19 protein-coding genes and 1 pseudogene are annotated in these 22,430 nt (G+C 71.1%); 7 read left to right on the plus strand and 13 right to left on the minus strand.

Going from position 1 to position 22,430, the window contains the following annotated elements; translation table 11 throughout:
* Positions 1 to 155 precede the first annotated feature (155 nt).
* Entirely contained in the window at positions 156 to 608 is a 453-nt protein-coding gene (locus CCN51_RS39150) for a YbhB/YbcL family Raf kinase inhibitor-like protein (protein ID WP_014174298.1), read from the plus strand.
* A gap of 81 nt (positions 609 to 689) precedes the next feature.
* Here CCN51_RS39150 and CCN51_RS39155 read toward each other — a convergent pair whose 3' ends face one another.
* On the minus strand, positions 690 to 1,118 hold the full coding sequence (locus CCN51_RS39155) for a PPOX class F420-dependent oxidoreductase (RefSeq protein WP_043486269.1): 429 nt from the start codon (positions 1,116 to 1,118) through the stop codon (positions 690 to 692).
* A gap of 124 nt (positions 1,119 to 1,242) precedes the next feature.
* On the opposite strand from CCN51_RS39155, the gene CCN51_RS39160 reads away from it, so the two are divergent.
* Together CCN51_RS39160 and CCN51_RS39165 are read left to right on the plus strand one after the other, a co-directional pair.
* On the plus strand, positions 1,243 to 1,653 hold the full coding sequence (locus CCN51_RS39160) for a roadblock/LC7 domain-containing protein (protein ID WP_014174296.1): 411 nt from the start codon (positions 1,243 to 1,245) through the stop codon (positions 1,651 to 1,653).
* A gap of 198 nt (positions 1,654 to 1,851) precedes the next feature.
* On the plus strand, positions 1,852 to 2,814 hold the full coding sequence (locus CCN51_RS39165) for a DUF6397 family protein (protein WP_014174295.1): 963 nt from the start codon (positions 1,852 to 1,854) through the stop codon (positions 2,812 to 2,814).
* Here the strand turns inward: CCN51_RS39165 and CCN51_RS39170 are convergent.
* Positions 2,751 to 3,611, minus strand: a complete 861-nt coding sequence (locus CCN51_RS39170; protein WP_014174294.1) for an acyl-CoA thioesterase — start codon at positions 3,609 to 3,611, stop codon at positions 2,751 to 2,753. The genes CCN51_RS39165 and CCN51_RS39170 overlap by 64 nt on opposite strands.
* Positions 3,612 to 3,702: 91 nt before the next feature.
* A complete protein-coding gene (locus tag CCN51_RS39175) occupies positions 3,703 to 6,216 on the minus strand; it encodes a DEAD/DEAH box helicase (protein ID WP_014174293.1) in 2,514 nt (837 codons plus the stop codon).
* A gap of 174 nt (positions 6,217 to 6,390) precedes the next feature.
* On the opposite strand from CCN51_RS39175, the gene CCN51_RS39180 reads away from it, so the two are divergent.
* The gene (locus CCN51_RS39180) at positions 6,391 to 7,182 is read left to right on the plus strand and encodes a metal-dependent hydrolase (RefSeq protein ID WP_043486267.1); all 792 of its coding nucleotides are present in this window, start codon (positions 6,391 to 6,393) and stop codon (positions 7,180 to 7,182) included.
* Between the two features lie 93 nt (positions 7,183 to 7,275).
* On the opposite strand, the gene CCN51_RS39185 is transcribed toward CCN51_RS39180, so the two are convergent.
* Positions 7,276 to 9,057: an ABC transporter ATP-binding protein gene (locus tag CCN51_RS39185; protein WP_014174291.1), complete on the minus strand. Its 1,782-nt coding sequence runs from the start codon at positions 9,055 to 9,057 to the stop codon at positions 7,276 to 7,278.
* Positions 9,054 to 11,003 (minus strand): ABC transporter transmembrane domain-containing protein, encoded by a 1,950-nt coding sequence (locus CCN51_RS39190; protein WP_078610347.1) that lies wholly within the window; start codon positions 11,001 to 11,003, stop codon positions 9,054 to 9,056. The genes CCN51_RS39185 and CCN51_RS39190 overlap by 4 nt, the downstream gene beginning before the upstream one ends.
* A gap of 156 nt (positions 11,004 to 11,159) precedes the next feature.
* Here CCN51_RS39190 and CCN51_RS39195 point away from each other — a divergent pair, with 156 nt between their 5' ends.
* Entirely contained in the window at positions 11,160 to 11,894 is a 735-nt protein-coding gene (locus CCN51_RS39195; protein WP_193383695.1) for a L,D-transpeptidase family protein, read from the plus strand.
* A gap of 72 nt (positions 11,895 to 11,966) precedes the next feature.
* Here CCN51_RS39195 and CCN51_RS39200 read toward each other — a convergent pair whose 3' ends face one another.
* Positions 11,967 to 12,620, minus strand: coding sequence for a phosphoribosyltransferase (locus tag CCN51_RS39200; RefSeq protein WP_014174288.1), 654 nt, complete (start codon positions 12,618 to 12,620; stop codon positions 11,967 to 11,969).
* 250 nt (positions 12,621 to 12,870) lie between these two features.
* On the opposite strand from CCN51_RS39200, the gene CCN51_RS39205 reads away from it, so the two are divergent.
* Positions 12,871 to 14,253: a C4-dicarboxylate transporter DctA gene (locus CCN51_RS39205; RefSeq protein WP_014174287.1), complete on the plus strand. Its 1,383-nt coding sequence runs from the start codon at positions 12,871 to 12,873 to the stop codon at positions 14,251 to 14,253.
* A gap of 35 nt (positions 14,254 to 14,288) precedes the next feature.
* Here the strand turns inward: CCN51_RS39205 and CCN51_RS39210 are convergent, their stop codons facing one another.
* The gene (locus CCN51_RS39210; protein ID WP_014174286.1) at positions 14,289 to 14,732 is read right to left on the minus strand and encodes a MarR family winged helix-turn-helix transcriptional regulator; all 444 of its coding nucleotides are present in this window, start codon (positions 14,730 to 14,732) and stop codon (positions 14,289 to 14,291) included.
* A 127-nt stretch (positions 14,733 to 14,859) separates the two neighbouring features.
* Here CCN51_RS39210 and CCN51_RS39215 point away from each other — a divergent pair, with 127 nt between their 5' ends.
* Positions 14,860 to 16,713, plus strand: coding sequence for an ABC transporter ATP-binding protein (locus CCN51_RS39215; RefSeq protein ID WP_014174285.1), 1,854 nt, complete (start codon positions 14,860 to 14,862; stop codon positions 16,711 to 16,713).
* A gap of 15 nt (positions 16,714 to 16,728) precedes the next feature.
* Here CCN51_RS39215 and CCN51_RS39220 read toward each other — a convergent pair whose 3' ends face one another.
* The 6 genes and pseudogenes from CCN51_RS39220 to CCN51_RS39245 all read right to left on the minus strand — a co-directional run.
* Entirely contained in the window at positions 16,729 to 17,871 is a 1,143-nt protein-coding gene (locus CCN51_RS39220; protein WP_014174284.1) for a CaiB/BaiF CoA transferase family protein, read from the minus strand.
* A gap of 86 nt (positions 17,872 to 17,957) precedes the next feature.
* The gene (locus CCN51_RS39225) at positions 17,958 to 18,926 is read right to left on the minus strand and encodes an acetylxylan esterase (protein WP_014174283.1); all 969 of its coding nucleotides are present in this window, start codon (positions 18,924 to 18,926) and stop codon (positions 17,958 to 17,960) included.
* Between the two features lie 143 nt (positions 18,927 to 19,069).
* Complete coding sequence (locus CCN51_RS39230; protein WP_043486265.1) at positions 19,070 to 20,113, minus strand: LacI family DNA-binding transcriptional regulator; 1,044 nt, start codon at positions 20,111 to 20,113, stop codon at positions 19,070 to 19,072.
* Positions 20,114 to 20,343: 230 nt separating this feature from the next.
* Entirely contained in the window at positions 20,344 to 21,168 is an 825-nt protein-coding gene (locus tag CCN51_RS39235; protein WP_014174281.1) for a hypothetical protein, read from the minus strand.
* Between the two features lie 247 nt (positions 21,169 to 21,415).
* Positions 21,416 to 21,667: an SGM_3592 family protein gene (locus CCN51_RS39240; RefSeq protein ID WP_014174280.1), complete on the minus strand. Its 252-nt coding sequence runs from the start codon at positions 21,665 to 21,667 to the stop codon at positions 21,416 to 21,418.
* 130 nt (positions 21,668 to 21,797) lie between these two features.
* Positions 21,798 to 22,430: pseudogene (locus CCN51_RS39245) on the minus strand (glycoside hydrolase family 127 protein); the annotation flags it as partial.

The raw sequence follows: 22,430 nt of genomic DNA on the forward strand, positions 1-22,430 counted from the left end.
GCCTGACCGAGGCCCACGACAGCCCCGTCGGCCGGACGGCCCAGCGGGGTGCTGCCGCTCGTGACATCCGTGACGCCCGTGAACCTCGTGAAGGCCGCGCGCGGCTGAGGGCGGCCCGCCGCTTGGCCGCCCTCCGTGCGGGTACTCGCCTGCTCATGGCTGGAATCGAGCTCAACAGCGCCGCGTTCGACGACCACGACCGGATCCCCCGCCGGCACACAAAGGACGGGGAAGATCTCTCGCCGCCGCTGACCTGGTCCGGCGTCCCGGCCGGTACGGCCGAGCTGGCCCTGCTGTGCGAGGACCCGGACGCCCCGTCCGGGTCGTTCGTCCACTGGCTGGTCACCGGCATCGCCCCCTCCAGCGGCGGAGTGAGCAGTGGACGGACGCCCACGGGCGGCGTGCCGCGCACCAACGGATACCACCAGGAGGGCTGGGGCGGGCCGCACCCGCCCGCGGGCGATCAGCCGCACCGGTACTTCTTCCGGCTGTACGCCCTGCCCGAACCCCTGGTCCTTCCCGACGAGCCGTCGGCCGACGAGGTGCACCGCGCCGTCGACCGCAGCCAGCTCGCGAGCGGCACGCTGGTCGGCGTATATCAGCGTTGAGTCACCTGTCCAACCGGTTTTCCCTCCTCCCGGCCATCGTCGAAGGCCCGTCGGGGAGCGATGGGTTTCGGCCGAATCCGGCTAGTCGGCGACGTCGGCGAGAGCGATGACTTTCTCGATGCGGACCCGTACCAGCAGCTCGCCAGGGACCCCGTTGCGGGCGCCGTACTGCTCCGCAAGGTCCTCACCCATGTACCGCGCCGCGATCCGGGTGGCCCAGTCGCGGACCTCCTCCAGCCGGTCGCTCAGCTCGGCGCGCCCCTGCAAAGTGACGAACGAGAACGGGGGCCGGTCGTCGTCCACACAGAGGCTGACCCGCCCGTCGCGGGCCATGTTGCGGCCTTTGACGGTGTCCGCGCCCGTGTTGAAGACGATGTCGTCGCCGTCGAGCAGGAACCATACGGGCGCGATGTGCGGGCTGCCGTCGGCCCGCACGGTCGACAGCTTCGCCGTGTGGGTGCCCTCCGAGATGAACTTCTGCCACTGATCCTTGGTCATTTTCCGTGCCATGTCTCCATCTTGTGTCAAGCGGCGCACATCGGCGCGCCGACAGGCGGGCCGGGTTGCCCGGAGAGCGGCAGTGAGAAAGGCTTGCCCGGCAGCTGTGGTGGTTGGCCGGACGGGGAGGAACGGTATGGCACTCAGCAAAGGGCTCGATTGGCTGCTGGACGATCTGACTGAGCGGATCGCACAGATACGGCATGCCTTGGTGCTCTCGAACGACGGGCTGGTGACGGGCGCCAGCTCCACGCTCGTGCGGCAGGATGCCGAACATCTTGCCGCCGTCGCCTCGGGGTTACACAGCCTGGCCAAGGGGTCCGGGCTTCACTTCCGCACGGGGCGGGTGCGGCAGACGATGGTCGAATTCGAGGAGGGCGTGCTGTTTGTGACGGCCGCAGGGGACGGTAGCTGTCTGTGTGTGCTCAGCGGTCCGGACGCCGACGTCGGTCAGGTCGCCTACGAGATGGCGCTGTTGGTCAACAGGGTGGGGGAGCACTTGGGCGTCGAGGCGAGACAGGAGAGCGGGGCGCCAAGCGGGCTGTGAGCGGGCTGTGAGCGGAAGTTATCCACAGGCCTGACGGGCGGTCTCGCTCAGCGACTATTGTCGTCACTGTCAGTGACCGAGTAGTCGCGGGGGAGGACCGTCGTGGTAGTGGGGGACCGCCAGAAGGCGCTTCAAGAGTCGTTTCAATCGGTTCAGGAGCCGTCTCGGACAGCGCGTCAGAAACCGGGGAGGAGTCCGGTGCCGCCGCTGCCGGACGGGGCCGAGGAGACCGTCGCGTTCGACAGAGCCGCCAGGGAGCTGGGCCTCAAGCGCGGCGAGTTCGAGCTGGCCGTGCAGCTGGGCGAGGTGCGCACCGTCGCCGTCGGCGCCATGGGGCGCCGGGTGGCGCGTGCGGAGCTGCTTCGGCTCGCGGCTGCCGAGGGCTTCCCGAGCGCGTTGCGTGCCCGGCTGCGCGTGGTGGGCACGGCCGAGGGAGCCGAGCTGCTGGGCATCAGCCAGGGCCGGTTCACCCGCCTGGCGCGCGGTGGCTTCTTCACTCCGGTCCGGTTCTATGTCAACCGGTACCGGGCCGTGGTGTGGCTGTATCCGGCCGCGGAGCTCGGCGCGTTCGCCGGGCGGGAGCCCGCCCTGTTGACCGGACGCATCCCGGCTGGGCTGCGCGCCACACTCGACGAGGGGGAGGATCAGCGGGCCGCCGGATGGCGCCGCCGCCGCGTCGAGCAGTTGCTCGCCCGGACCGACAATCCCTGGGAGCGGGCCGCGGTGTGGTGCGCGCCGCTGGCCCCCGCCGAGTTGGACGCGGTCGTCACCGACCCGGCCGAGCGGGCGTGTCTGCGTGAGCTGATGCCCCGGCTCGCCCCGGTGCCCGCCGGGACCGGCCCGGCGGCGGAGGTGACCGCCGCCCTGGTGACGGCCGATGACCCCGCGGAGATCCGGCGCTGCCGGGCTGCGCTGGAGACCTGTGTGCGGGACGCCCGCGAGGCGCGCCCCATCCAGCCGCCCGTCCCGCGGTCGACCGAGGTGGCGGAGGCGCCGGGCAGCGAGCCCGCCCCGCCTCCCGCGCGGCCTCGCAGGCTCCCGCTCTGGCACCGCCTTGTCCGTGGACGCCGGAGCGCGACGGACGGCCCCACGACGCCCTACAGGGGGCGGAAGAGCCCTTCCTGCACCACGGAGACGAGCAGCCGGCCGGCCCGGTCGTAGATCCGGCCGCGGGCCAGCCCGCGCCCGCCGGTGGCGATCGGCGACTCCTGGTCGTAGAGGAACCACTCGTCGGTGCGGAACGGCCGGTGGAACCACATGGCGTGGTCCAGCGAGGCCATGTCGAAGCCGCGGCGGCCCCACAGCGGCTCCACGGGCACCCGCACCGCGTCCAGCAGCATCATGTCGCTCGCGTAGGTGAGCGCGCAGGTGTGCACGAGCGGGTCATCGCCGAGCGGGCCGACCGCCCGCATCCACACAGCGCTGCGCGGCTCGGCGCCCTCGAGCTCCTGGGGCGTCCAGCGCAGCCGCTCCACATACCGGATGTCGAAGGGCTGACGGCGCGCCATTCTCTCGAGCGACTCGGGGAGCGCCCCGAGATGCTCGCGGATCTCGTCGGCGAGCTTCGGCAGGCTCTCCGGCTCAGGTACCTCGGGCATCGGCAGCTGTTGTTCGATGCCCGGCTCGGGAAGATGGAAGGAGGCAGTCAGATTGAAGATCGTCCGACCCTGCTGGACGGCGACGACCCGGCGCGTGGTGAAGGAGCGACCGTCGCGGACGCGCTCCACCTGGTACACGATCGGTACCCCCGGCCGCCCCGGGCGCAGGAAGTACGCGTGGAGCGAGTGCACCGGGCGCTGTCCGTCGGTGGTCCGTCCCGCGGCCACCAGCGCCTGCCCGGCCACCTGCCCGCCGAACACTCGCTGCAGCGACTCGTCGGGGCTGAGGCCCCGGAAGATGTCCAACTCGATCTGCTCCAGGTCCAGCAGATCGACCAGGCGCTCGGCGGGATTGGTCATCGGTGGTGCTCCTTCACTGGTGGTGCTCGCCGCGGGGCCGGGCCCCGCTTGTTCGGGCCCCGCCTGTTCCGGGGCCGTGACGCCTGGGAGGCTACAGCTGCCCCACCGCGGTGATCCGCACCACCGCCCGGCCCTCTTCATCGGAGGCCGCCAGGTCGACCTCCGCCGAGATGCCCCAGTCGTGGTCACCGTTCGGGTCGTCGAAGGTCTGCCGCACCCGCCACAGCCCGTGCTCCGGCTGCTCCTCGATATGCAGCAGCTTCGGGCCGCGCGCCTGCGGGCCGGTGCCCAGGTCCTCGTACTCCTCCCAGTAGGCGTCCATCGCCGTCGCCCACGCGTCCTCGTCCCAGCCGGAGTCCGCGTCCATCTCGCCGAGCTCGGCCACCTTGTCCAGCGCGGCGAGCTCGACCCGGCGGAACATCGCGTTGCGCACCAGGACACGGAAGGCGCGCGTGTTCGCGGTGACCGGCCGGACCTGGTCGGCGCGCTCCTGAGCCTCCTCCGCGGACTCCTCCTCGGGGTTCGCCAGCTGTTCCCACTCGTCCAGCAGGCTGGAGTCGACCTGCCGCACCATCTCGCCGAGCCAGGCGATGATGTCCTGGAACTCATCGGACTTCAGATCGTCCGGCACGGTGTGGTCCAGGGCCTTGAAGGCACTGGCGAGGTAGCGCAGCACGATGCCCTCGGTCCGCGCCAGGTCGTAGTACGAGGTGAACTCGGTGAAGGTCATCGCGCGTTCGTACATGTCGCGGATCACCGACTTCGGCGACAGCGGGTGGTCGCCGACCCACGGGTGGCTCTTGCGGTAGAGGCCGTAGGCGTGGAAGAGCAGTTCCTCCAGCGGTTTGGGGTACGAGACGTCCTGAAGCCGCTCCATGCGCTCCTCGTACTCGACGCCGTCGGCCTTCATCGCGGCCACCGCCTCGCCCCGGGCCTTGTTCTGCTGGGCCGCCAGGATCTGCCGTGGATCGTCCAAGGTCGACTCGACGACCGAGACCATGTCCAGGGCATAGGAGGGGGATTCGGGTTCCAGGAGCTCGAAGGCGGCGAGCGCGAAGGTGGACAGCGGCTGGTTCAGCGCGAAGTCCTGCTGCAGATCCACCGTCAGCCGTACGGTCCGCCCCTCGGCATCGGGCTCCTTGAGCTGCTCCACCACGCCCCCGTCCAGCAGCGAGCGGTAGATCGCGATGGCCCGGCGGATATGGCGCAGCTGGTTCTTGCGCGGCTCGTGGTTGTCCTCGAGGAGGCGTCGCATCCCCTCGAAGGGGTTTCCCGGCCGGGCGATGACCGACAGCAGCATCGCGTGGGTGACCCTGAACCGAGAGGTGAGCGGTTCGGGCTCGGAGGCGATCAGCTTTTCGAAGGTGTTCTGTCCCCAGCTGACGAACCCTTCGGGTGCCTTCTTGCGCACCACCTTGCGCCGCTTTTTCGGATCGTCCCCGGCCTTCGCCAGCGCCTTCTCGTTCTCGATGACGTGCTCGGGCGCCTGCGCCACCACAAAGCCGGCGGTGTCGAACCCGGCCCGCCCGGCGCGGCCGGCGATCTGGTGGAACTCCCTGGCCCGCAGCGTCCGCACCCGCTGGCCGTCGTACTTCGTCAGCGCGGTGAACAGGACCGTGCGGATCGGCACGTTGACGCCCACGCCCAAGGTGTCCGTACCGCAGATGACCTTCAGCAGCCCGGCCTGCGCCAGCTTCTCCACCAGCCGCCGGTACTTCGGCAGCATCCCGGCGTGGTGCACCCCGATACCATGCCGCACATAGCGGGACAGGTTCCGGCCGAACTTGGTGGTGAACCGGAAGTTTCCGATGAGCGCCGCGATCTCGTCCTTCTCCGCCCGCGTGCACATATTGATGCTCATCAGGGCCTGGGCCCGCTCCACCGCGGCCGCCTGGGTGAAGTGCACGATGTAGACGGGCGCCTGCCGCGTCTCCAGCAGCTCGGTGAGCGTCTCGGTCAGCGGCGTGACGCGGTACTCATAGCTCAGCGGCACGGGCCGGGTCGCGGACCGCACCACCGAGGTGGGCCGCCCGGTGCGCCGGGCCAGGTCCTCCTCGAACCGGGTCACATCGCCGAGCGTCGCCGACATCAGCACGAACTGGGCCTGGGGCAGCTCAAGCAGCGGGATCTGCCACGCCCAGCCGCGGTCCGGCTCCGCATAGAAGTGGAACTCGTCCATGACCACTTGACCGATGTCGGCGTCCTTGCCGTCGCGCAAGGCGATGGACGCCAGGACCTCGGCCGTGCAGCAGATCACCGGCGCGTCCGCGTTGACCGACGCGTCGCCCGTGAGCATCCCGACGTTCTCAGTGCCGAAGAGCTTGCACAGCTCGAAGAACTTCTCCGAGACGAGCGCCTTGATCGGCGCGGTGTAGAAGGTGACCTCGTCCCGAGCGAGGGCGGCGAAGTGGGCGCCCGCCGCCACCAGGCTCTTGCCCGAGCCGGTGGGGGTGGACAGGATGACGTTCGATCCGGACACCACCTCGATCAGCGCTTCCTCCTGGGCAGGGTAGAGCGAGATGCCCCGCTCCTCGACCCACGTGGAAAACGCCTCGAAAAGGGCGTCGGGGTCGGCGTCGCTCGGCAGCTGATCGATAAGAGTCACGCCCCTATACTGCCTGCTTTCCCACGTCGGCCGGGAACCGGCTGCTGGGACGAAGATCGTCCGCCGCTAGGCTGTGCCCGGCGAGTGGGCCGAACGGGCACATCGAGCCCTGGAGAACTTCCTAAGAGACAGACCCGCGCATACGCGGGCACGAACAGGGGCGGGGATAAGACCATGATGGGACCGGCGCATTCGCTGTCCGGGGCGGCGGCCTGGCTGGGGGTGGGCGCGGCGGCTGCGGCGGCGGGCCATGAGATGCCCTGGCCGGTGCTGGTCGTCGGCGCTCTGATCTGCGCCGGGGCGGCGCTCGCCCCCGATCTCGACCACAAGGCCGCGACGATATCCCGCTCGTTCGGGCCGGTATCCCGGGGCCTGTGCGAGGTGACTGACAAGCTCTCGCACGCGGTCTACAAGGCGACCAAGAAGCAGGGCGACCCGCGCCGCTCGGGCGGCCACCGCACCCTCACCCACACCTGGCTGTGGGCGGTGCTGATCGGCGGGGGCGCCTCGGCGCTGGCGATGATCGGCGGCCGCTGGGCGGTGCTCGCGATCCTCTTCGTCCACATGGTGCTGGCTGTCGAGGGACTGCTGTGGCGCATGGCGCGGGTCTCCAGCGATGTGCTGGTGTGGCTGCTGGGCGCCACCAGCGCCTGGATCCTCGCCGATGTGCTGCACAAGCCGGGCAATGGCGCCGACTGGCTGTTCACCGATCCGGGTCAGGAGTATCTGTGGCTCGGCCTGCCGATCGTCCTGGGGGCCCTGGTGCACGACATCGGGGACGCGCTCACTGTCTCCGGCTGCCCGATCCTGTGGCCCATACCGATAGGCCGCAAGCGGTGGTACCCGATCGGGCCCCCGAAGGGGATGCGCTTCCGGGCGGGCAGCTGGGTCGAGTTGAAGGTGCTGATGCCGGCCTTCATGGTGGTGGGCGGTCTGAGCGGCCTCGGCGCCCTCGGCATCATCTGACCACGTGACCCGGCGGTGCGGGCCGGCCCGGTGACCTGGGGGCTGACCTCGTGACCCGGCGGCGCGGAGCGAGCCGCGCCGCCGGGGCGGTCGCTACTGGTGCCAGGAGCGCCACAGCGCCGCATAGGCGCCGCCCGCCGCGACGAGTTCGTCGTGGTTGCCCAGCTCGCTGATCCGGCCCTGCTCGACCACCGCGATCAGGTCCGCGTCATGCGCGGTGTGCAGCCGGTGGGCGATGGCGACCACGGTCCGGCCCTCCAGCACCCGGGCCAGGGACCGCTCCAGATGTCGCGCCGCCCGCGGATCGAGCAGCGAGGTGGCCTCGTCCAGGACGAGCGTATGCGGATCGGCCAGCACCAGCCGGGCCAGGGCGATCTGCTGAGCCTGCGCCGGGGTCAGTGCCAGCCCGCCCGACCCGACCTCGGTGTCCAGACCGTCCTCCAGCGCCCGCGCCCAGCCGTCGGCGTCCACCGCGCTCAGGGCCGCCCACAGCTCGGTGTCCCGCGCGGAGGTGCGGGCCAGCAGCAGATTGTCGCGCAGCGACCCCACGAAAACATGGTGCTCCTGGTTGACCAGCGCCACATGCTCGCGCACCCGCTCCGCCGGCATCCGGGCCAGCTCCGCGTCGCCCAGCGTCACCGTGCCCGTCCGGGGCGCGTAGATCCCGGCGAGCAGCCGGCCCAGGGTGGACTTGCCCGCGCCGGACGGTCCGACCAGGGCCAGCCGCGTCCCGGGCCGTACCCGCATGGTCACCCCGTGCAGCACATCGCTGTCCGCCCGGTATCCGAACCGCACCTCGTCCGCGCGCACCTCTCGGCCGCCGGGCGCCACCGTGTCATCGGCCGAATCCGGCTCGATCTCCCGCACCCCCACCAGCCGGGCCAGCGACACCTGCGCCACCTGCAGCTCGTCGTACCAGCGCAGAATCAGCCCGACCGGCTCCACCAGCATCTGGGCCAGCAGCGCGCCGGTGGTCAGCTCGCCGACCGTCATCCAGCCATGCAGCACAAAGGCGCCGCCGATCATCAGGACCGACCCGGTGATCAGCGAGTACGTCACATTGATCACGGGGAAGAGCACGCTGCGCAGCCAGAGCGTGTACCGCTCCCACGCGGTCCATTCGCGGATCCGGCGCTCGGACAGGGCTGTCCGCCGGTCACCCAGCCGCTGCGCCTCGATGGTCCGCCCGGCGTCCACCGTCTCGGTGAGGGACGAGGCCACCGCGGCGTATCCGGCGGCCTCCGAGCGGTAGGCGCTCGGCGCCCGCCGGAAGTACCAGCGGCAGCCGATCACCAGCACCGGGAGCGCGATCAGCACCGCCAGCCCCAGCGGCGGCGCCGTCACTGTCAGCGCGCCGAGCAGCAGCACCGTCCACACCACCCCGATGGCCAGCTGGGGCACCGCCTCGCGCATCGCGTTGGCCAGCCGGTCGACGTCGGTGGTGATCCGGGACAGCAGATCGCCGGTGCCGGCCCGCTCCAGCACGCTCGGCGGCAGGCCCACCGACCGTACGAGGAAGTCCTCGCGCAGATCCGCCAACATCCTCTCGCCCAGCACCGCGCCGCGCAGCCGCACCATCCGGACGAACGCGGTCTGCACCGCGAGCGCCACCGCGAACAGCGCGACGGCGCGTCCGATGTGCAGGTCACGCTCTCCCGCCGCAAGGTCCTCGACCAGCCCGCCCAGCAGCTGCGGGCCGACCATGGAGGCGATCACGGCGGTCGCGTTCACGGCCATCAGCACGGCGAAGGCCGTTCGGTGCCGCCGCAGCAGCTCGCGGACGTAGTCCCGCACGGTGGCGGGGGTACCGACCGGCAGTGTCGTCGCCGACTGCGGTGCCGCGGGGTCATAGGCCGGTGGGGCCACTCCGATCATGCCGACTCCCCGATCTTTCCGATCCGCCCCGCGGCCCTGGGCCCCGTAGCGTCATGTCCCTTGGCCCCGTGGCCGTTCGCGTCGTGGTCCGTGTCCAGGTCTGCCTCAGCCGGTTCAGCCGGTTCATCCGGTTCGCGCGTGACCACCGCGCGGTACGCGTACTCGGTGCCCAGCAGTTCGCGGTGCAGGCCAGCGGCGGCCGCCTTGCCGTCCCGTACGAACACCACCCGGTCGGCCCGGTCCAGCAGCAGCGGGCTGGAGGTGAAGACCACGGTGGTCCGCCCCGTCCGCAGCTGCCGCAGGCCCTGCGCGATCCGCGCCTCGGTGTGCGAGTCCACCGCGGACGTCGGCTCGTCGAGCACCAGTACCTCGGGGTCGGTCACCAGCGAGCGGGCCAGCGCCAGCCGTTGCCGCTGGCCACCCGACAGAGAGCGGCCGCGCTCGGTGATCCGCGCGTGCAGCGGGTCCGCCGCGCCCGAGCCGTCCACCGACGCCTGCGCGAGCGCGTCCAGCACATCGCCGCACTGTGCCGCCTCCAGCGCTTCCGTCACCGTGACCGCCCCCGAGCGGGGCACATCGAGCAGTTCGGCGAGCGTGCCCGACAGCAGCACCGGGTCCTTGTCCTGGACCAGCACGGCTCGGCGCGCCGCGGCCAGCGGCACCTCGTCCAGCCGAACGCCGCCCAGCAGCGCCGACGGCGTCCGCCCGGGCTCCGCCTCCGCCGCGCCGCCACCGGCCTTGCCCTTGTTGTCCTCGTCGTCGTCCGGAGCGTGCCCGCCGAGCCGGTCGGCCAGCCGTCCCGCCAGGTCCGGGTCGCCGCACACCACCGCGGTCAGCTGCCCGGCGGGTGCGAGCATTCCGCTCGCCGGGTCGTACAGATCGCCACCGAACTTCTCCCCGTCCGGCCCGTCGGCCGCCGTGCCTGCGCCGGAGCCTTCGGCGCCGTACGAGGAGCGCCGCAGCCCCAGCACCCGGGCGGCGCGCCGCGCCGAAGGCCGGGAGAAGGAATACGCCATCGCGATCTCCTCGAAGTTTCTCAATGGGAAGAGCAGGAAGGTCACCGCGCTGTAGACCGTCACCAGCTCGCCCACCGAGATCTGCCCCTCCCGGGCGAGCGTCGCCCCGTACCAGACGACCCCGATCATCAGCAGCCCCGGCAGGGCGACCTGCACCGCGGCGATCAGCGCCCACATGCGGGCGCTGCGCACCGCCGCCGTCCGGACCTCCTGCGAGGCCCGCCGGTAGCGGTCGAGGAACAGCTCCTCGCCCCCGATGCCGCGCAGCACCCGCAGCCCCGCCACGGTGTCCGAGGCCAGCTCGGTCGCCCGGCCGGCCTTCTCCCGCTGCTCGTCCGCCCGTCGCGTGGCCCGGGGCAGCAGCGGAAAGACCGCCAGCGCCAGTGCGGGCACGCCGAGGGCCACCACCATCCCCAGCGCCGGCTGATAGATGATCAGGGCCACACACACCCCGACGGTGGTGATCGCGGCCGCCGTAAAGCGGGACAGCGCCTCCACGAACCAGCCGATCTTCTCCACATCGCCGGTGGAGACAGCCACCACTTCGCCCGCCGCCACCCGCCGCGTCAGCGTCGAACCCAGCTCGACCGCCTTGCGCGCCAGGAGCTGCTGTACCCGTGCCGCCGCCGTGATCCAGTTGGTGATCGCCGCCCGGTGCAGCATGGTGTCGCCGAGCGCGGTGAGCGCGGTCAGCCCGGCGATCAGCCCGCCGGCCAGCGCCAGCCGCCCGCCCGAGCCGTCCACGACCGCCTGGACACCAAAGCCGATGGCCACGGGGAAGGACACCAGGGCGGCCATGTGCAGCAGACCCCACAGCGCGGCCTTCACCTGCCCGCCCAGTTGATTTCTGCCCAGCCACCACAGGAAGTGGGGTCCTGATCGGACGTCGGGTAGGCCGGGATCGGGGTACGGAAGATCGCGAATGTGCATGATGTCCCAGGGCTCGGGCGGGGTGACGGGCAGGCAGGAGCCGTGAAAGACTCGCGCCCCACCCCTGCGGCATTCAACTGGTTTTCCCGTGCCGGGACCCGGAACACGCCAATCCCGCGTGCGTCGCCACGACACGGAAGTGGGACGATGGGGGACATGCGAATTTCCGGCACGACGTCCATGCGTGCGGCGGCCGCCACCGGCGCCGCCCTCATCCTCCTGACGGCCTGCGGCGGCGCGGGCGGGGACGGCGACAAGAGCGGTGGCCAGGGCAAGCAGGCGCTGCGCAGCTCCGCCCCCGTGTCGGACCCCACGCGCATTCCGAAGGTGGGCGACGCCCTTCAGGCGAAGATCCCGGCCGACTCGCGGCAGGTCGTCGCGGTCTACGGCAATGGCGTGAACTCCGCGGACTCGACCGTGGTGCTCTATACCAAGCAGGGCAAGAAGTGGGAGCGGACCCGCAGTTGGGCCGCGCACAACGGCAAACGCGGCTGGACGACCGGCCATCGCGAGGGCGACAAGCGCAGCCCGGTCGGCGTCTACTCGCTCAGCGACGCGGGCGGTGTGCTGCCGGACCCCGGCGCCCGACTGCCGTACAACCAGGCCGCTGCCTTCGCCGCCCCGCACTACTGGCCCAAGACCCACTGGCACGACTTCGACTACGTCATCGCCATCGACTACAACCGCGTCAAGGGCACCTCACCGCTCGATCCGACCCGGCCTCAGGGCCAGAGCAAGGGCGGTTCCATCTGGCTGCACATGGACCACGGCAGCGGCACCTCGGCGTGTGTGAGCGTGCCCAAGTCCGGCATGGAGTATCTGCTGAAGAACCTCGATCCCGCGCTGCACCCCGTCGTGGTGATGGGGGACAAGGCCCACCTGGCCGCGTGAGCCATGGGCCGGGTGTGACGGATCGGCCCGTCACACCCGGCCCGGCAGCGGGTTTGGATGGGTTTGGACCTCTCATCGCGGCACGAGGGAGGCCCGCAGCACATCGGTCACCTCATCGTCGCGGACCTGCGCGAAGTCCTCGTACCACAGACCGACCGCCTGGAACGGGTCGGGCTGGTCCAGGCACACCAGGTCGTCGACCTCCGGCCGGACCGCCGCCGCGGCCTCGCGTGAACACACCGGGACGGCGAGGATCACGCGGGCGGGCTCGCGATGGCGTACGGAGCGCAGCGCCGCCCGTGCGGTGACGCCGGTGGCCAACCCGTCGTCCACCACGATCACCGTGCGGTCCCGCAGGTCGGCGGAGGGGCGCCCACGGCGGTACAGCTGCTCGCGGCGGCGCAGCTCGGTGCGCTCTTCCCGGGCCCGCGGGGCGAGCTGGGCCGGTGTCAGATCGAGCAGGGCCAGCGCGCCCTCGTCATACAGCGGCGGATCGTCCCCGGCGAGGGCGCCGACGCCCAGCTCGGGGTTGAACGGGGCGCCGATCTTCCGGGCCACGAGCACGTCCAACGGCACCTGCAGCGCCTGGGCGACCTCGTCCGCCACCGGCGCGCCGCCCCGGGGCAGCGCCAGCACCACGGGATTCCTCAACCGCTCGCCCCGCGGCGGCTCGCGCAGCCGCTCGGCCAGCTTCCGCCCGGCCTGCCTCCGGTCGCGAAAACGCATCGTCCCACCTCTCCCTTCTGCCCCTTCTGCGGCGGCCCCGCGCGTCTGTGTGGCCGTCCCCGCGTCGGGCCCCGTGGGGCAGGTCTGCTCCGCTCCTCGCCCCTGAGTTCCCGGCGGCCGGGGCGGTATGCGCGGACAGGATTTTCCCGGTTGTTACACCGGGCCCTTCCGTAGGCGATCACGCTCCGCCATAGTGACGCATCGCGGAATTTACTTTCCGCATCTCAGAAACGAGCCCGGAGGTGTCCACGTGCCGCTCGCCGCACCATCCCTTCCCCTGCGCGCCCTGAGACTGCTGCGCACCTCGCTGTTCACGCAGGTCGTCTGCGCCCTCGTACTCGGAATCGCCGTCGGGCGGCTCTGGCCGGACGTGGGGACGGCCGTCCAGCCGCTCGGCGATGGATTCGTGCGTCTGATCAAGGCGGTGATCGCCCCGCTGGTCTTCTGTGTCGTCGTCGCCGGGATCGCCAAGGCCGGGGACCTGAAGGCGTTCGGGCGGATCGGGCTCAAGGCGCTCATCTGGTTCGAGGTGGCCACCACCGTGGCGCTGCTCCTCGGTCTGCTGGCGGCCAATCTGACCGGCCCCGGCACCGGTATGCACGTCGACCCCGCCACGCTCGACTCCTCAGCAGTCGACGACAAGACCGGCGGCGGGCATCTGCCCTCGACCTCGCAGTTCATCCTGGACGCGCTGCCGGAGAGCGCCATCGGCGCCTTCGCTCAGAACTCCCTGCTCCAGGTCCTCGTGATGGCCTGTCTGGTGGGCGCGGCCCTGCTCCACCTGGGCAAGACGAAGGTGCCCGCGATCCTGCCGGCCATCGAACAGGCCCAGGAGGTCGTCTTCGCGATCGTCGGCTTCATCATGAGGCTCGCCCCGCTGGCGGTCTTCGGCGCCATGGCGCACCTCGTGGGCCAGTACGGGTTGGGGGCCCTGACGACGTACGGGAAGCTGATCGCGCTCTGTTACGGCGTCGCGCTGCTCTTCCTGGCGGTGCTCGGCGTGGCCCTCAAGGCGATCACCGGGCTGAGCCTGTGGAAGTTCGTCAAGTACACCCGCGAGGAGATGCTGCTGGCCCTCGGCACCGCCTCCAGCGAGACCGTTCTGCCGCGGATGATGCAGAAGCTGCGCGCGGCCGGGTGCCGGGACGACGCGGTCGGGCTTGTGCTCCCCACCGGATACTCCTTCAACCTCGACGGCGCCTCCATCTATCTGTCCATCGGCACGCTCTTCATCTCCCAGGCGGTCGGTGTGGACCTGAGTCTGGGTCAGCAGATCACCGTCGTCCTCGTGCTGATGCTGACCAGCAAGGGCATGGCGGGCGTGCCCGGTTCGGCCTTCCTGGCTCTCTCGGCGACGGCCTCGGCCCTCGGGGTGATTCCCGCGGCCGCCGTCGCGCTGCTGCTCGGTGTGGACCGGATCATGGACTCGATGCGGGTGGCGACCAATCTGCTCGGCAACTGTGTCGCCGTCTTCGCCGTCTCGCGCTGGGAGGGCGCGCTGGACATGGCGAAGGCCAAGCGCGTGCTCGACGGTGAGCGGACGGCCGTCGAAGAGGAGGCCGCGGCACCGGCCGAGGCTGCTCCGGACGCGGAGGCCGCCCCGCCCGCGCGGTCCCCCGCGTCCGGGCGCTGAGCCGGGCGCGCGGGCAGCGCCTCGGGGCGGTCTCCTCAGTAGCGGCCCTGGTCGGGTGTGCCGGCGAGCGTGTCCAGCAACTCGCCCAGCATCTCGCGCTGCCGGTCGGACAGGGGGGCCAGGATCTCCTCCGCGGCGGCCCGGCGCGCGTCGCGCAGCGCGCGCAGCGTCGCGCGGCCGGTGTCGGTGAGCTCGACGCGCACCACGCGGCGGCTGTCCGGATCGGCCGCGCGGCGCACCGAGCCATGCGCCTCCAGGGCGTCCACCAGCGTCGTCACGGCGCGCGGGACCACTTCGAGCCGCTGCGCGAGGTCCGCCATGCGCGGCGGCCGGTCGCTGTGCGCCACCATGCGCAGCAGACGGGACTGGGCGGGGGTGATGCCCAGGGGCTCCATATGCCGCTTCTGGGCGCGGTGCAGTCTGCGGGTCAGGCGCAGCAGCTGCTCCGTGAGGAGGCCTGAGGTGTCGGGGGTGGGCATGATCGCAGTCTATCAGGACAAGGTTCATTGTGAGTATAGGTAACAATGAGCTATGCTCGGCAAAATGCTGCGCAAGGCCGCGCCCGTACCCAGTCGCGTGCCACCCACCCCTGCCCAGAAGGAGCCCATGCACCACGGCGCATCCCAGTGGACCCCGTCTTCAGCCGACCCCGAGCAGCCCGCCCAGCTGCGGCGCATCCTCGGGCTCTTCCGCCCCTATCGCGGCCGCCTCGCCCTCGTCGCCCTGCTGGTCGCCGCCTCCGCCCTGGTCTCCGTCGCCTCGCCGTTCCTGCTGCGCGAGGTCCTGGACACCGCCATCCCCGAGCGCCGCACCGGACTGCTGACCCTGCTCGCCCTCGGCATGATCGCCGCGGCCGTCGTCACCAGCGTCTTCGGAGTGCTGCAGACCCTCATCTCCACCACCGTCGGCCAGCGCGTCATGCACGATCTGCGCACCGCGGTCTACGACCGGCTGCAGCGCATGCCGCTCGCCTTCTTCACCCGCACCCGCACCGGCGAGGTGCAGTCCCGGATCGCCAATGACATCGGTGGTATGCAGGCCACCGTCACCTCCACCGCGACCTCGCTGGTCTCCAACCTCACCAGCGTCGTCGCGACGGTCGTCGCGATGCTCGCCCTCGACTGGCGGCTGACCGTCGTCTCGCTGCTCCTGCTGCCGCTGTTCGTCTGGATCAGCCGCCGGGTCGGGCGCGAGCGCAAGCGGATCACCTCGCAGCGCCAGAAGCAGATGGCGGCCATGTCCGCGATGGTGACCGAGTCCCTGTCGGTGAGCGGGATCCTCCTCGGCCGCACCATGGGCCGGTCCGAGTCGCTGACCCGGGAGTTCGCCCGGGAGTCCGAGCGCCTGGTCGGTCTGGAAGTGCGCTCCAGCATGGCCGGGCGCTGGCGGATGTCCACCATCGGCATCGTCATGGCCGCCATGCCCGCCGTCATCTACTGGGCGGCCGGGATGGTCCTGGACTCGGGCGGCCCCTCCGTCTCCATCGGCACCCTGGTCGCCTTTGTCTCGCTGCAACAGGGACTGTTCCGGCCCACGGTCAGCCTGCTGTCCACCGGAGTGGACATCCAGACCTCCCTCGCCCTTTTTCAGCGCATCTTCGAATACCTCGACCTGCCGATCGACATCACCGAACCCGCCGAGCCCGTGCGGTTGGCGAAGGTGCGCGGCGAAGTCCGCTTCGACCGCGTGGACTTCTCGTACCCGAAGGATGCGAAGGAAGCGAAGAGCACGGGGGACCTGAAGGGGTTGAAGAGCTCGAGGCCCACGCTCAGCGGCATCGACCTGACCGTCCCGGCGGGCGGCAGCCTGGCCGTCGTCGGGCCGACCGGCTCCGGCAAGACCACCCTCAGTTATCTGGTGCCGAGGCTGTACGACGTCACCGTCGGCCGGATCCTGATCGACGGAGTGGACGTCCGCGACCTCGACTTCGACACCCTCTCGCGCGCGGTCGGCGTCGTCTCCCAGGAGACCTATCTCTTCCATACCTCCGTGGCCGACAATCTGCGCTTCGCCAAGCCCGATGCCACGGACGAGGAGATCGTGGCGGCCGCGCGGGCCGCCCAGATCCATGACCACATCGCCTCGCTGCCCGAGGGGTATGACACCCTCGTCGGCGAGCGCGGCTACCGCTTCTCCGGTGGCGAGAAGCAGCGGCTGGCCATCGCCCGCACCATACTGCGCGACCCGCCCGTGCTCATCCTCGACGAGGCGACCAGCGCCCTGGACACCCGCACCGAGCACGCGGTGCAGCAGGCCATCGACACCCTCTCCGCCGGACGGACCACGATCACCATCGCCCACCGTCTGTCCACCGTGCGGGACGCCGATCAGATCATGGTCCTCGACGGCGGCCGCATCGCCGAACAGGGCAGTCATGAGGAGCTGCTGGCCAAGGGCGGGCGCTACGCCGCCCTGGTGCGGCGCGACGAAAACCTCGCGCCTGTGGCTCCGGCAGGGTAGGTCCGCGGCGGCACGCTATCGGGAGAACTCGGCGCGCACCGCCTCCGTGTGCTCGCCGAGTGCGGGCACCGGCCGCATCGCCGCCTGCCGCCCGTCCACCTCGACCGGCGGCAGCAGACCGCGCAGCGGACCCACCGGGGAGTCGAATTCCCGCCACCGCGCGCGTGCTTCCAGCTGCGGATGGGCGGCGAACTCCGCGATATCGCGGAGCCGGGCGTTCGCGATGCCCGCCCCGTCCAGGAGCGCGATCAGCCCGTCCGCGGTGTGCGTCGCAAAACACTCCTCGAGCTCCGCCGTCAGCTCCTCGTCATGCTTGTGGCGCGCCGGGTTGTCGGCGAACCGCGGATCGCGGATCAGCTCCGGGCGGCGCAGCGCCTGCTCGCACAGGGCGATCCACTCGCGGTCGCTCTGCACGCTGAGAAAGACCCGCCCACCGTCCCCGCAGTGGTACGGCCCATACGGCGAGATGGACGGATGGCGGGCGCCGCTGCGCATGAGCGGAGCCCCGCCGTAGGCCTGCGCGAAGTAGGGATGGCCCATCCATTCGCCGAGCGCGTCCAGGAGGCTGACGCTCAGATCGGTTCCTTCGCCCGTACGCTCCCGCTCGTACAGCGCGGCGAGAATCCCGCTGTACGCGTACATCCCGCCGGCGATATCCGCGATCGAGATCCCGGGCCGTGCCGGAGCCTCCGGGGCGCCGGTGATCGACAGCAGCCCCGCCTCGCACTGGACCAGCAGGTCATAGGCCTTCTTGTCCCGGTAGGGGCCATCGGGGCCGTATCCGGAGATGGCGCAGGTGATCAGGCGTGGATGCCGGTCGCGCAGCACCGGTGCGCCGAGGCCGAGCCGGTCCACGGCGCCGGGCGCGAGATTGTGTACGAACACATCCGCGGCGGCGATCAGCGCATCGAGCAGCCTGCGGTCCGCGTCGCCCTTGAGGTCGAGGACGACGCTCTCCTTACCGCGGTTGATCCAGACGAAATAGGCGGACAAGCCCTTGACGGCACGGTCGTAGTCGCGGGCGAAGTCCCCTCGCCCCGGCCGTTCCACCTTGATGACGCGGGCGCCGAGATCGGCGAGCTGGCGGGTGGCGAACGGGGCGGCGACGGCTTGTTCCAGAGCGACGACGGTGATGCCGTCCAGGGGCTGCGCGGGCACGGGCGACTCCTTCGGTGCGTTCTCAGGCACCTTTCTTCCCCGCCCGGGGCGGCGGCCGAACGCCCGCCGCCCCGGGGTCGGGCCCGTCAGCCGAACAGGCCGCCCAGAAACGCGATTTGCTCGGCTTGCTGGTGCACGCCGCCGCCCTCATGGCCGTTGAAGGCCCACACCTTCAGGTCCTTGTCGCCCGCGTAGTGGTTGTACGCGGCGAAACCGCAGGATGTGGGGGTGATCTCATCGCGCAGCGCGGTCGAGAAGAGCGCGGGTGCGTTTGCGCGGACGGCGAAGTTGAGCCCGTCGAAGTGGTCCAGCGTGGCCAGGACCTGGTCCGCCAGATCTCGTCGGCCGGCGCAGAACCGGGCCACCTCGCCGTACGGGTCGGCGTCGGTGATCTCCACGGCGCGGCGGATATGCGTCATGAACGGCACATCGATCAGTGCGGCGGTCAGATCCGGCACCAGACCGGCCGCGGCCAGGGCCAGGCCGCCGCCCTGGCTGCCGCCGCTGACGACGATCCGCCCCTCGTCGACCAGCGGATGCGTGCGGGCGGCCGCGACGGCGCGTACCGCGTCGGTGTACAGCCGGCGGTAGTAGTAGTCGTCCGGGGACAGGATCCCCTTGGTCATCTTGCCGGCGGCCTCGGGCCCGGTGCCGCCGACCGGGTCGGGCGTGGTGCCGGGGTTGTTGGGGGAGGCGCCCTGGCCGCGGCTGTCCATGATGAAGACTGCATAGCCCACCGACGGCCACAGCAGCCAGTTGTGCGGCAGGCCCCGGCCGCCGTTGTAGCCGATGTACTGCACCACGCACGGCAGCGGGCCCGCCGCGTCCCGCGGCGCCAGCAGCCAGCCGCCTATCCGGTGCCCGCCGAACCCGGAGAACTCCACGTCGTAGGTGTGCAGACGGGCAAGCCCCGAATCCGTCTCGGTGAACACCACGTCCAGAGCGTGCTCGTCCGTCTCGGCGAGGGTGCGCTCCCAGAAGGCGTCGAAGCCGTCGGGCTCGGGCAGCGCCGGCTGGTAGGTGCGCAGTTGATCCAGGGGCATGTCGACGAACACGGCGGGGGTACCTCCCGGGTGAGTGGTGCGACGGTGCGGGTGGGTCGGGACGAGCGATCGGGGGTGGCAAGCGCTTACCATAGCGACAGCGCTCACCGTCGTACATGATCGTCCGGATACCCGATCGGTGTTCGAGTTCTCGGTCAAGAGAGAGGGTCGGGCGGGGGAGCGGTGCTGGAGCGGAGCACGAGCCGGGTGGACAGCTCCGTCCGGGTGCCCTCGGGCACCTCGCCCGACATCAGCCGCAGCAGACTGCGCAGCGCCGTCGCCGCCATCTCGGACAGCGGCTGACGGATCGTGGTGAGCGCGGGCGTGACCCAGCGGGCCTGTGGGAGATCATCGAACCCCACCACGCTGAAGTCGTCCGGGACCCGCAGCCCCCGCTTCGCCAGTGCCTGATACACGCCGAGCGCCATCTGGTCGGAGCAGGTGAAGACGGCGGTGGGCGGCTCGGGCAGCTCGAGGAGCTCACACATCCGCTGATAGGAAACGGTTTCATCGAAGTTGCCGTACCGTACATAGTCCGGCGGGACGCGCAGCCCGGCCGCCGCCATCGCCGAGCGGTACCCGGCGACCCGGGCGCTGCTGCACTGCTTGCGCCGATAGCCGCCGATCACCGCGATCCGCCGGTGCCCGAGCCCGATCAGGTGCTCGGCCGCGCTCACCCCGCCCTGCCAGTTGGCGGCGCCGACGGACGGCACACCGGGCGGCGGTTCCAGTACGGGGTCAATCATCACAAACGGGATGCGATGCTCGTCCAGCCAGGCGTACTGGGTGGGCGTCAGTTCGGCGAGGTTGAACAGCACCCCTGAACTGCCGCGGGCGCAGAGCTTGTCCAGCCAGCCCCGCTCGGGGCGGCCTCCGCGGGTGCGGGTGAGCCCGGCCGAGACCACCACGTCAAGACCCGCGTCATGCGCGGCCTGCTCCACACCGTGCAGCACCGCGCCCGACCACGCGGTGTCCAGCGAGTGCACCACCAGGTCGATCAGGGCGGGCGGCTTGGACGCCTCGAAGCGGGGCCGGCGCACATACCCCAAGCGGTCCAGCACCTCGGTGACCCGGCGCCGGGTGTCCGGGGCGACATCCTCCCGGCCGTTGACCACCTTCGAGGCGGTCGGCACCGACACCCCCGCCTCACGGGCGATGACCGCCAGGGTAGGCCCCGTCGACCCCGAGGATCGCGCCATCGAGAATCCCCTTCCGTACCCGCCGGTTGGCGAAAATTTCGAATACGGGAACTCGCCCGCTCGAAGCGTTGACCTGATAGCAACCGGTTCCTACATTAGGGCGCCCCAAGTCGGCGGGGAACCCCCCGGAATCGAGGATGCGACATCTGGTTGATATCGGATCGAAACTTTCGAAAAACCGCAGGCAGGCCCCGTACGCTGGGGGGCGTACGGGGCCGCGGTGCGGGTCTCTACAAGCCGTAGCGGCTCTTGAGGTGGCGCCAGAAGTCGCGGTACATCCACTTGTCGAACTCGGTGATGTGATCCGCCGTTCCCGCCTGCATCAGGAAGCCGCCGACACCGGTCGGGGTCCAGTCGTAGAAGTCGTCCAGACCGTAGGTGTGGCCCATCTCGTGCAGCAGGATATGGATGTTGTCCTGGTTCACCGCGCCGACCATGTACTCACTGCCGATGCGCTGACCCCAGTCGCCGCCCGCGCCGCCGCCGAAGCCCTTGGTGAGCCAGAGCGACTGGTCGTAGTGGCGCGCCGCGCCGCCAGGACACTTGGAGTAGTTGCCGTCCTGGTGGAAGAAGCGGCCGCAGTCGGGGGAGCACTGCGGCGCGCCTTCGCTCTCCAGCCCGGTGTAGATGTCGACCGAATTGTCGGTCCACTGGAGGGTCGAGCGGTTCTTGACGGCCCAACCGACGATCTTGACCGGGACGTCGTTGTACGGGAAGCCGTCGAAGCCCGCGACGGAGTCGATCCACTTCTTGGACTGCCGCTTGAGGGCGGTGTGGATCTGGTCGCGCAGCGCGGCGCTGACGGGCTGGTCGGATTCCCAGCGCACGCAGTAGTTGAGGCTGCCCTTGTTGGCCATCACCTGGTCCCAGCCGTAGTTCTTGAAGCCGTACAGGTCCGGGTAGGTGGACTCGACGTGCCTCCAGACCTGGTCCAGCGGCTGGACGAGGTTGCTCGGCGGATTCCAGGTGTCGGCGGGTGCCGAGGTGGCGGCCCCCGCGGGTGCGGAGAAGCCGATGACGGACAGCGCCCCGGCCGCCACGGCGACCAGGAGCATTCGGAGTCTTCTTAACAGCGGCATGGCGGCTCGCTTCCGGGTCGGGAAGTGGAAGCGGGCGGCACGCCCCGTGGAGGGGCGGTACGGGTGCGTGGCCGCCCGCGACGGTTGGTCGCCGCCGCTCACCGAAACGTTGCCGCCGTTGCCCGCTGGAAAATACGCCGCCGTCGCCTGGCGGAGAGCGCCGCGATCGCGACCGCGCCCCCGCGTCCGCGGCCGTCGCGCGGAGCAGCCCCGGCCCTGGGCCCTAACGCCGCCGCCGCTTGCGGCGCTTGCTCCAGAACCAGCCCGCCGGGGGCTCATCCGCGCGCCATGGCTGCGGCTCGGGCGCGCCGCGCCGCCAGCGCGCGGTCAGCATCCGCGTGCGCGCGGCGGGCTCGGACACCTCCGCGCCGCGTATGAAGTCCTGGTCCAGGACCACGTCGTCCCAGTCGCCGGACTTGCCGGGCTCGCTGGGCTCGTCGGGGTCCGCTTCCCGGTCCGTGGAGCCGGTGCTCAAGGGACACCTCCCGTTCGCCGGTGCCCTTGGGCACAAGACCGTGTTCCTCAAGCGCACAACGTCCGGAGCGCCCGGCGAGTTCCACAGCGAGGTGCCGTAGGCACGTCACGCGGGAGCCTCGCACAAGCGCTTACACCGGAATCCACACCCGCATCGCCCCCGCCTCGCGGTTCGCCCACCCGTAGTAGGGGATCGCCGTCACCCGGACCGGCTCGGCGGCGGGGGTATGCGGCGCACCAGGTGTTCCGGCTGCGCCGGGGGTTCCGGGTGCGCCGCCGTCGGCATCGGCGTACGGCCACCAGCCCTCGGGCCGGACCTGGGGGCGCAGCGCCCCGGCCGTGATCGCGGTGACCCCGCCCAGCAGCTCCGGCCGGTGCGTGGCGTGCAGCGCCGCCCCGGGGTCGAGCCGGACGCGGTCGAGCCTGAGATCGGCCGGCTGGTCCGGCGTCTCCAGGCAGTACACCAGCGGCCCGCGCTCGATCGCGACACAGCCGCGCACCGCGTCCACCCGGGGGTCGGGCCGGGTGAGCCGAGGGCGCAGCGGCAGGTCGAGCACCACCGTCTCGCCCGGCCGCCAGTGGCGCCGCAGCCGCAGCCAGCCGCTCTCGGCCCGCGCGGCCACCGGCTCGCCGCCCACCGTCACCCCGTACTCGTCCGCCCAGTGCGGGATGCGCAGCGAGAGCGTCCAGTCCCCGTCGCCGGGGACCTCGTCCACGACGACCGCGATCCGGCCCTCCCAGGGATAGCCGGTGCCCACCCGCAC

The sequence above is a fragment of the Streptomyces milbemycinicus genome, assembly GCF_002154605.1.
Taxonomy (GTDB): Bacteria; Actinomycetota; Actinomycetes; order Streptomycetales; family Streptomycetaceae; genus Streptomyces; species Streptomyces milbemycinicus.

Excerpts from the sequence above, each read along its gene's own strand:
- CCN51_RS39190 (WP_078610347.1), bottom strand. The coding sequence starts at position 11,003 with ATGCACATTCGCGATCTTCCGTACCCCGATCCCGGCCTACCCGACGTC.
- CCN51_RS39155 (WP_043486269.1), bottom strand. The coding sequence starts at position 1,118 with ATGGCACGGAAAATGACCAAGGATCAGTGGCAGAAGTTCATCTCGGAG.
- CCN51_RS39235 (WP_014174281.1), bottom strand. The coding sequence starts at position 21,168 with ATGCTCCTGGTCGCCGTGGCGGCCGGGGCGCTGTCCGTCATCGGCTTC.
- CCN51_RS39185 (WP_014174291.1), bottom strand. The coding sequence starts at position 9,057 with ATGATCGGAGTGGCCCCACCGGCCTATGACCCCGCGGCACCGCAGTCG.
- CCN51_RS39215 (WP_014174285.1), top strand. The coding sequence starts at position 14,860 with ATGCACCACGGCGCATCCCAGTGGACCCCGTCTTCAGCCGACCCCGAG.
- CCN51_RS39160 (WP_014174296.1), top strand. The coding sequence starts at position 1,243 with ATGGCACTCAGCAAAGGGCTCGATTGGCTGCTGGACGATCTGACTGAG.
- CCN51_RS39150 (WP_014174298.1), top strand. The coding sequence starts at position 156 with ATGGCTGGAATCGAGCTCAACAGCGCCGCGTTCGACGACCACGACCGG.
- CCN51_RS39170 (WP_014174294.1), bottom strand. The coding sequence starts at position 3,611 with ATGACCAATCCCGCCGAGCGCCTGGTCGATCTGCTGGACCTGGAGCAG.
- CCN51_RS39230 (WP_043486265.1), bottom strand. The coding sequence starts at position 20,113 with ATGGCGCGATCCTCGGGGTCGACGGGGCCTACCCTGGCGGTCATCGCC.
- CCN51_RS39195 (WP_193383695.1), top strand. The coding sequence starts at position 11,160 with ATGCGAATTTCCGGCACGACGTCCATGCGTGCGGCGGCCGCCACCGGC.
- CCN51_RS39180 (WP_043486267.1), top strand. The coding sequence starts at position 6,391 with ATGATGGGACCGGCGCATTCGCTGTCCGGGGCGGCGGCCTGGCTGGGG.
- CCN51_RS39200 (WP_014174288.1), bottom strand. The coding sequence starts at position 12,620 with ATGCGTTTTCGCGACCGGAGGCAGGCCGGGCGGAAGCTGGCCGAGCGG.
- CCN51_RS39210 (WP_014174286.1), bottom strand. The coding sequence starts at position 14,732 with ATGCCCACCCCCGACACCTCAGGCCTCCTCACGGAGCAGCTGCTGCGC.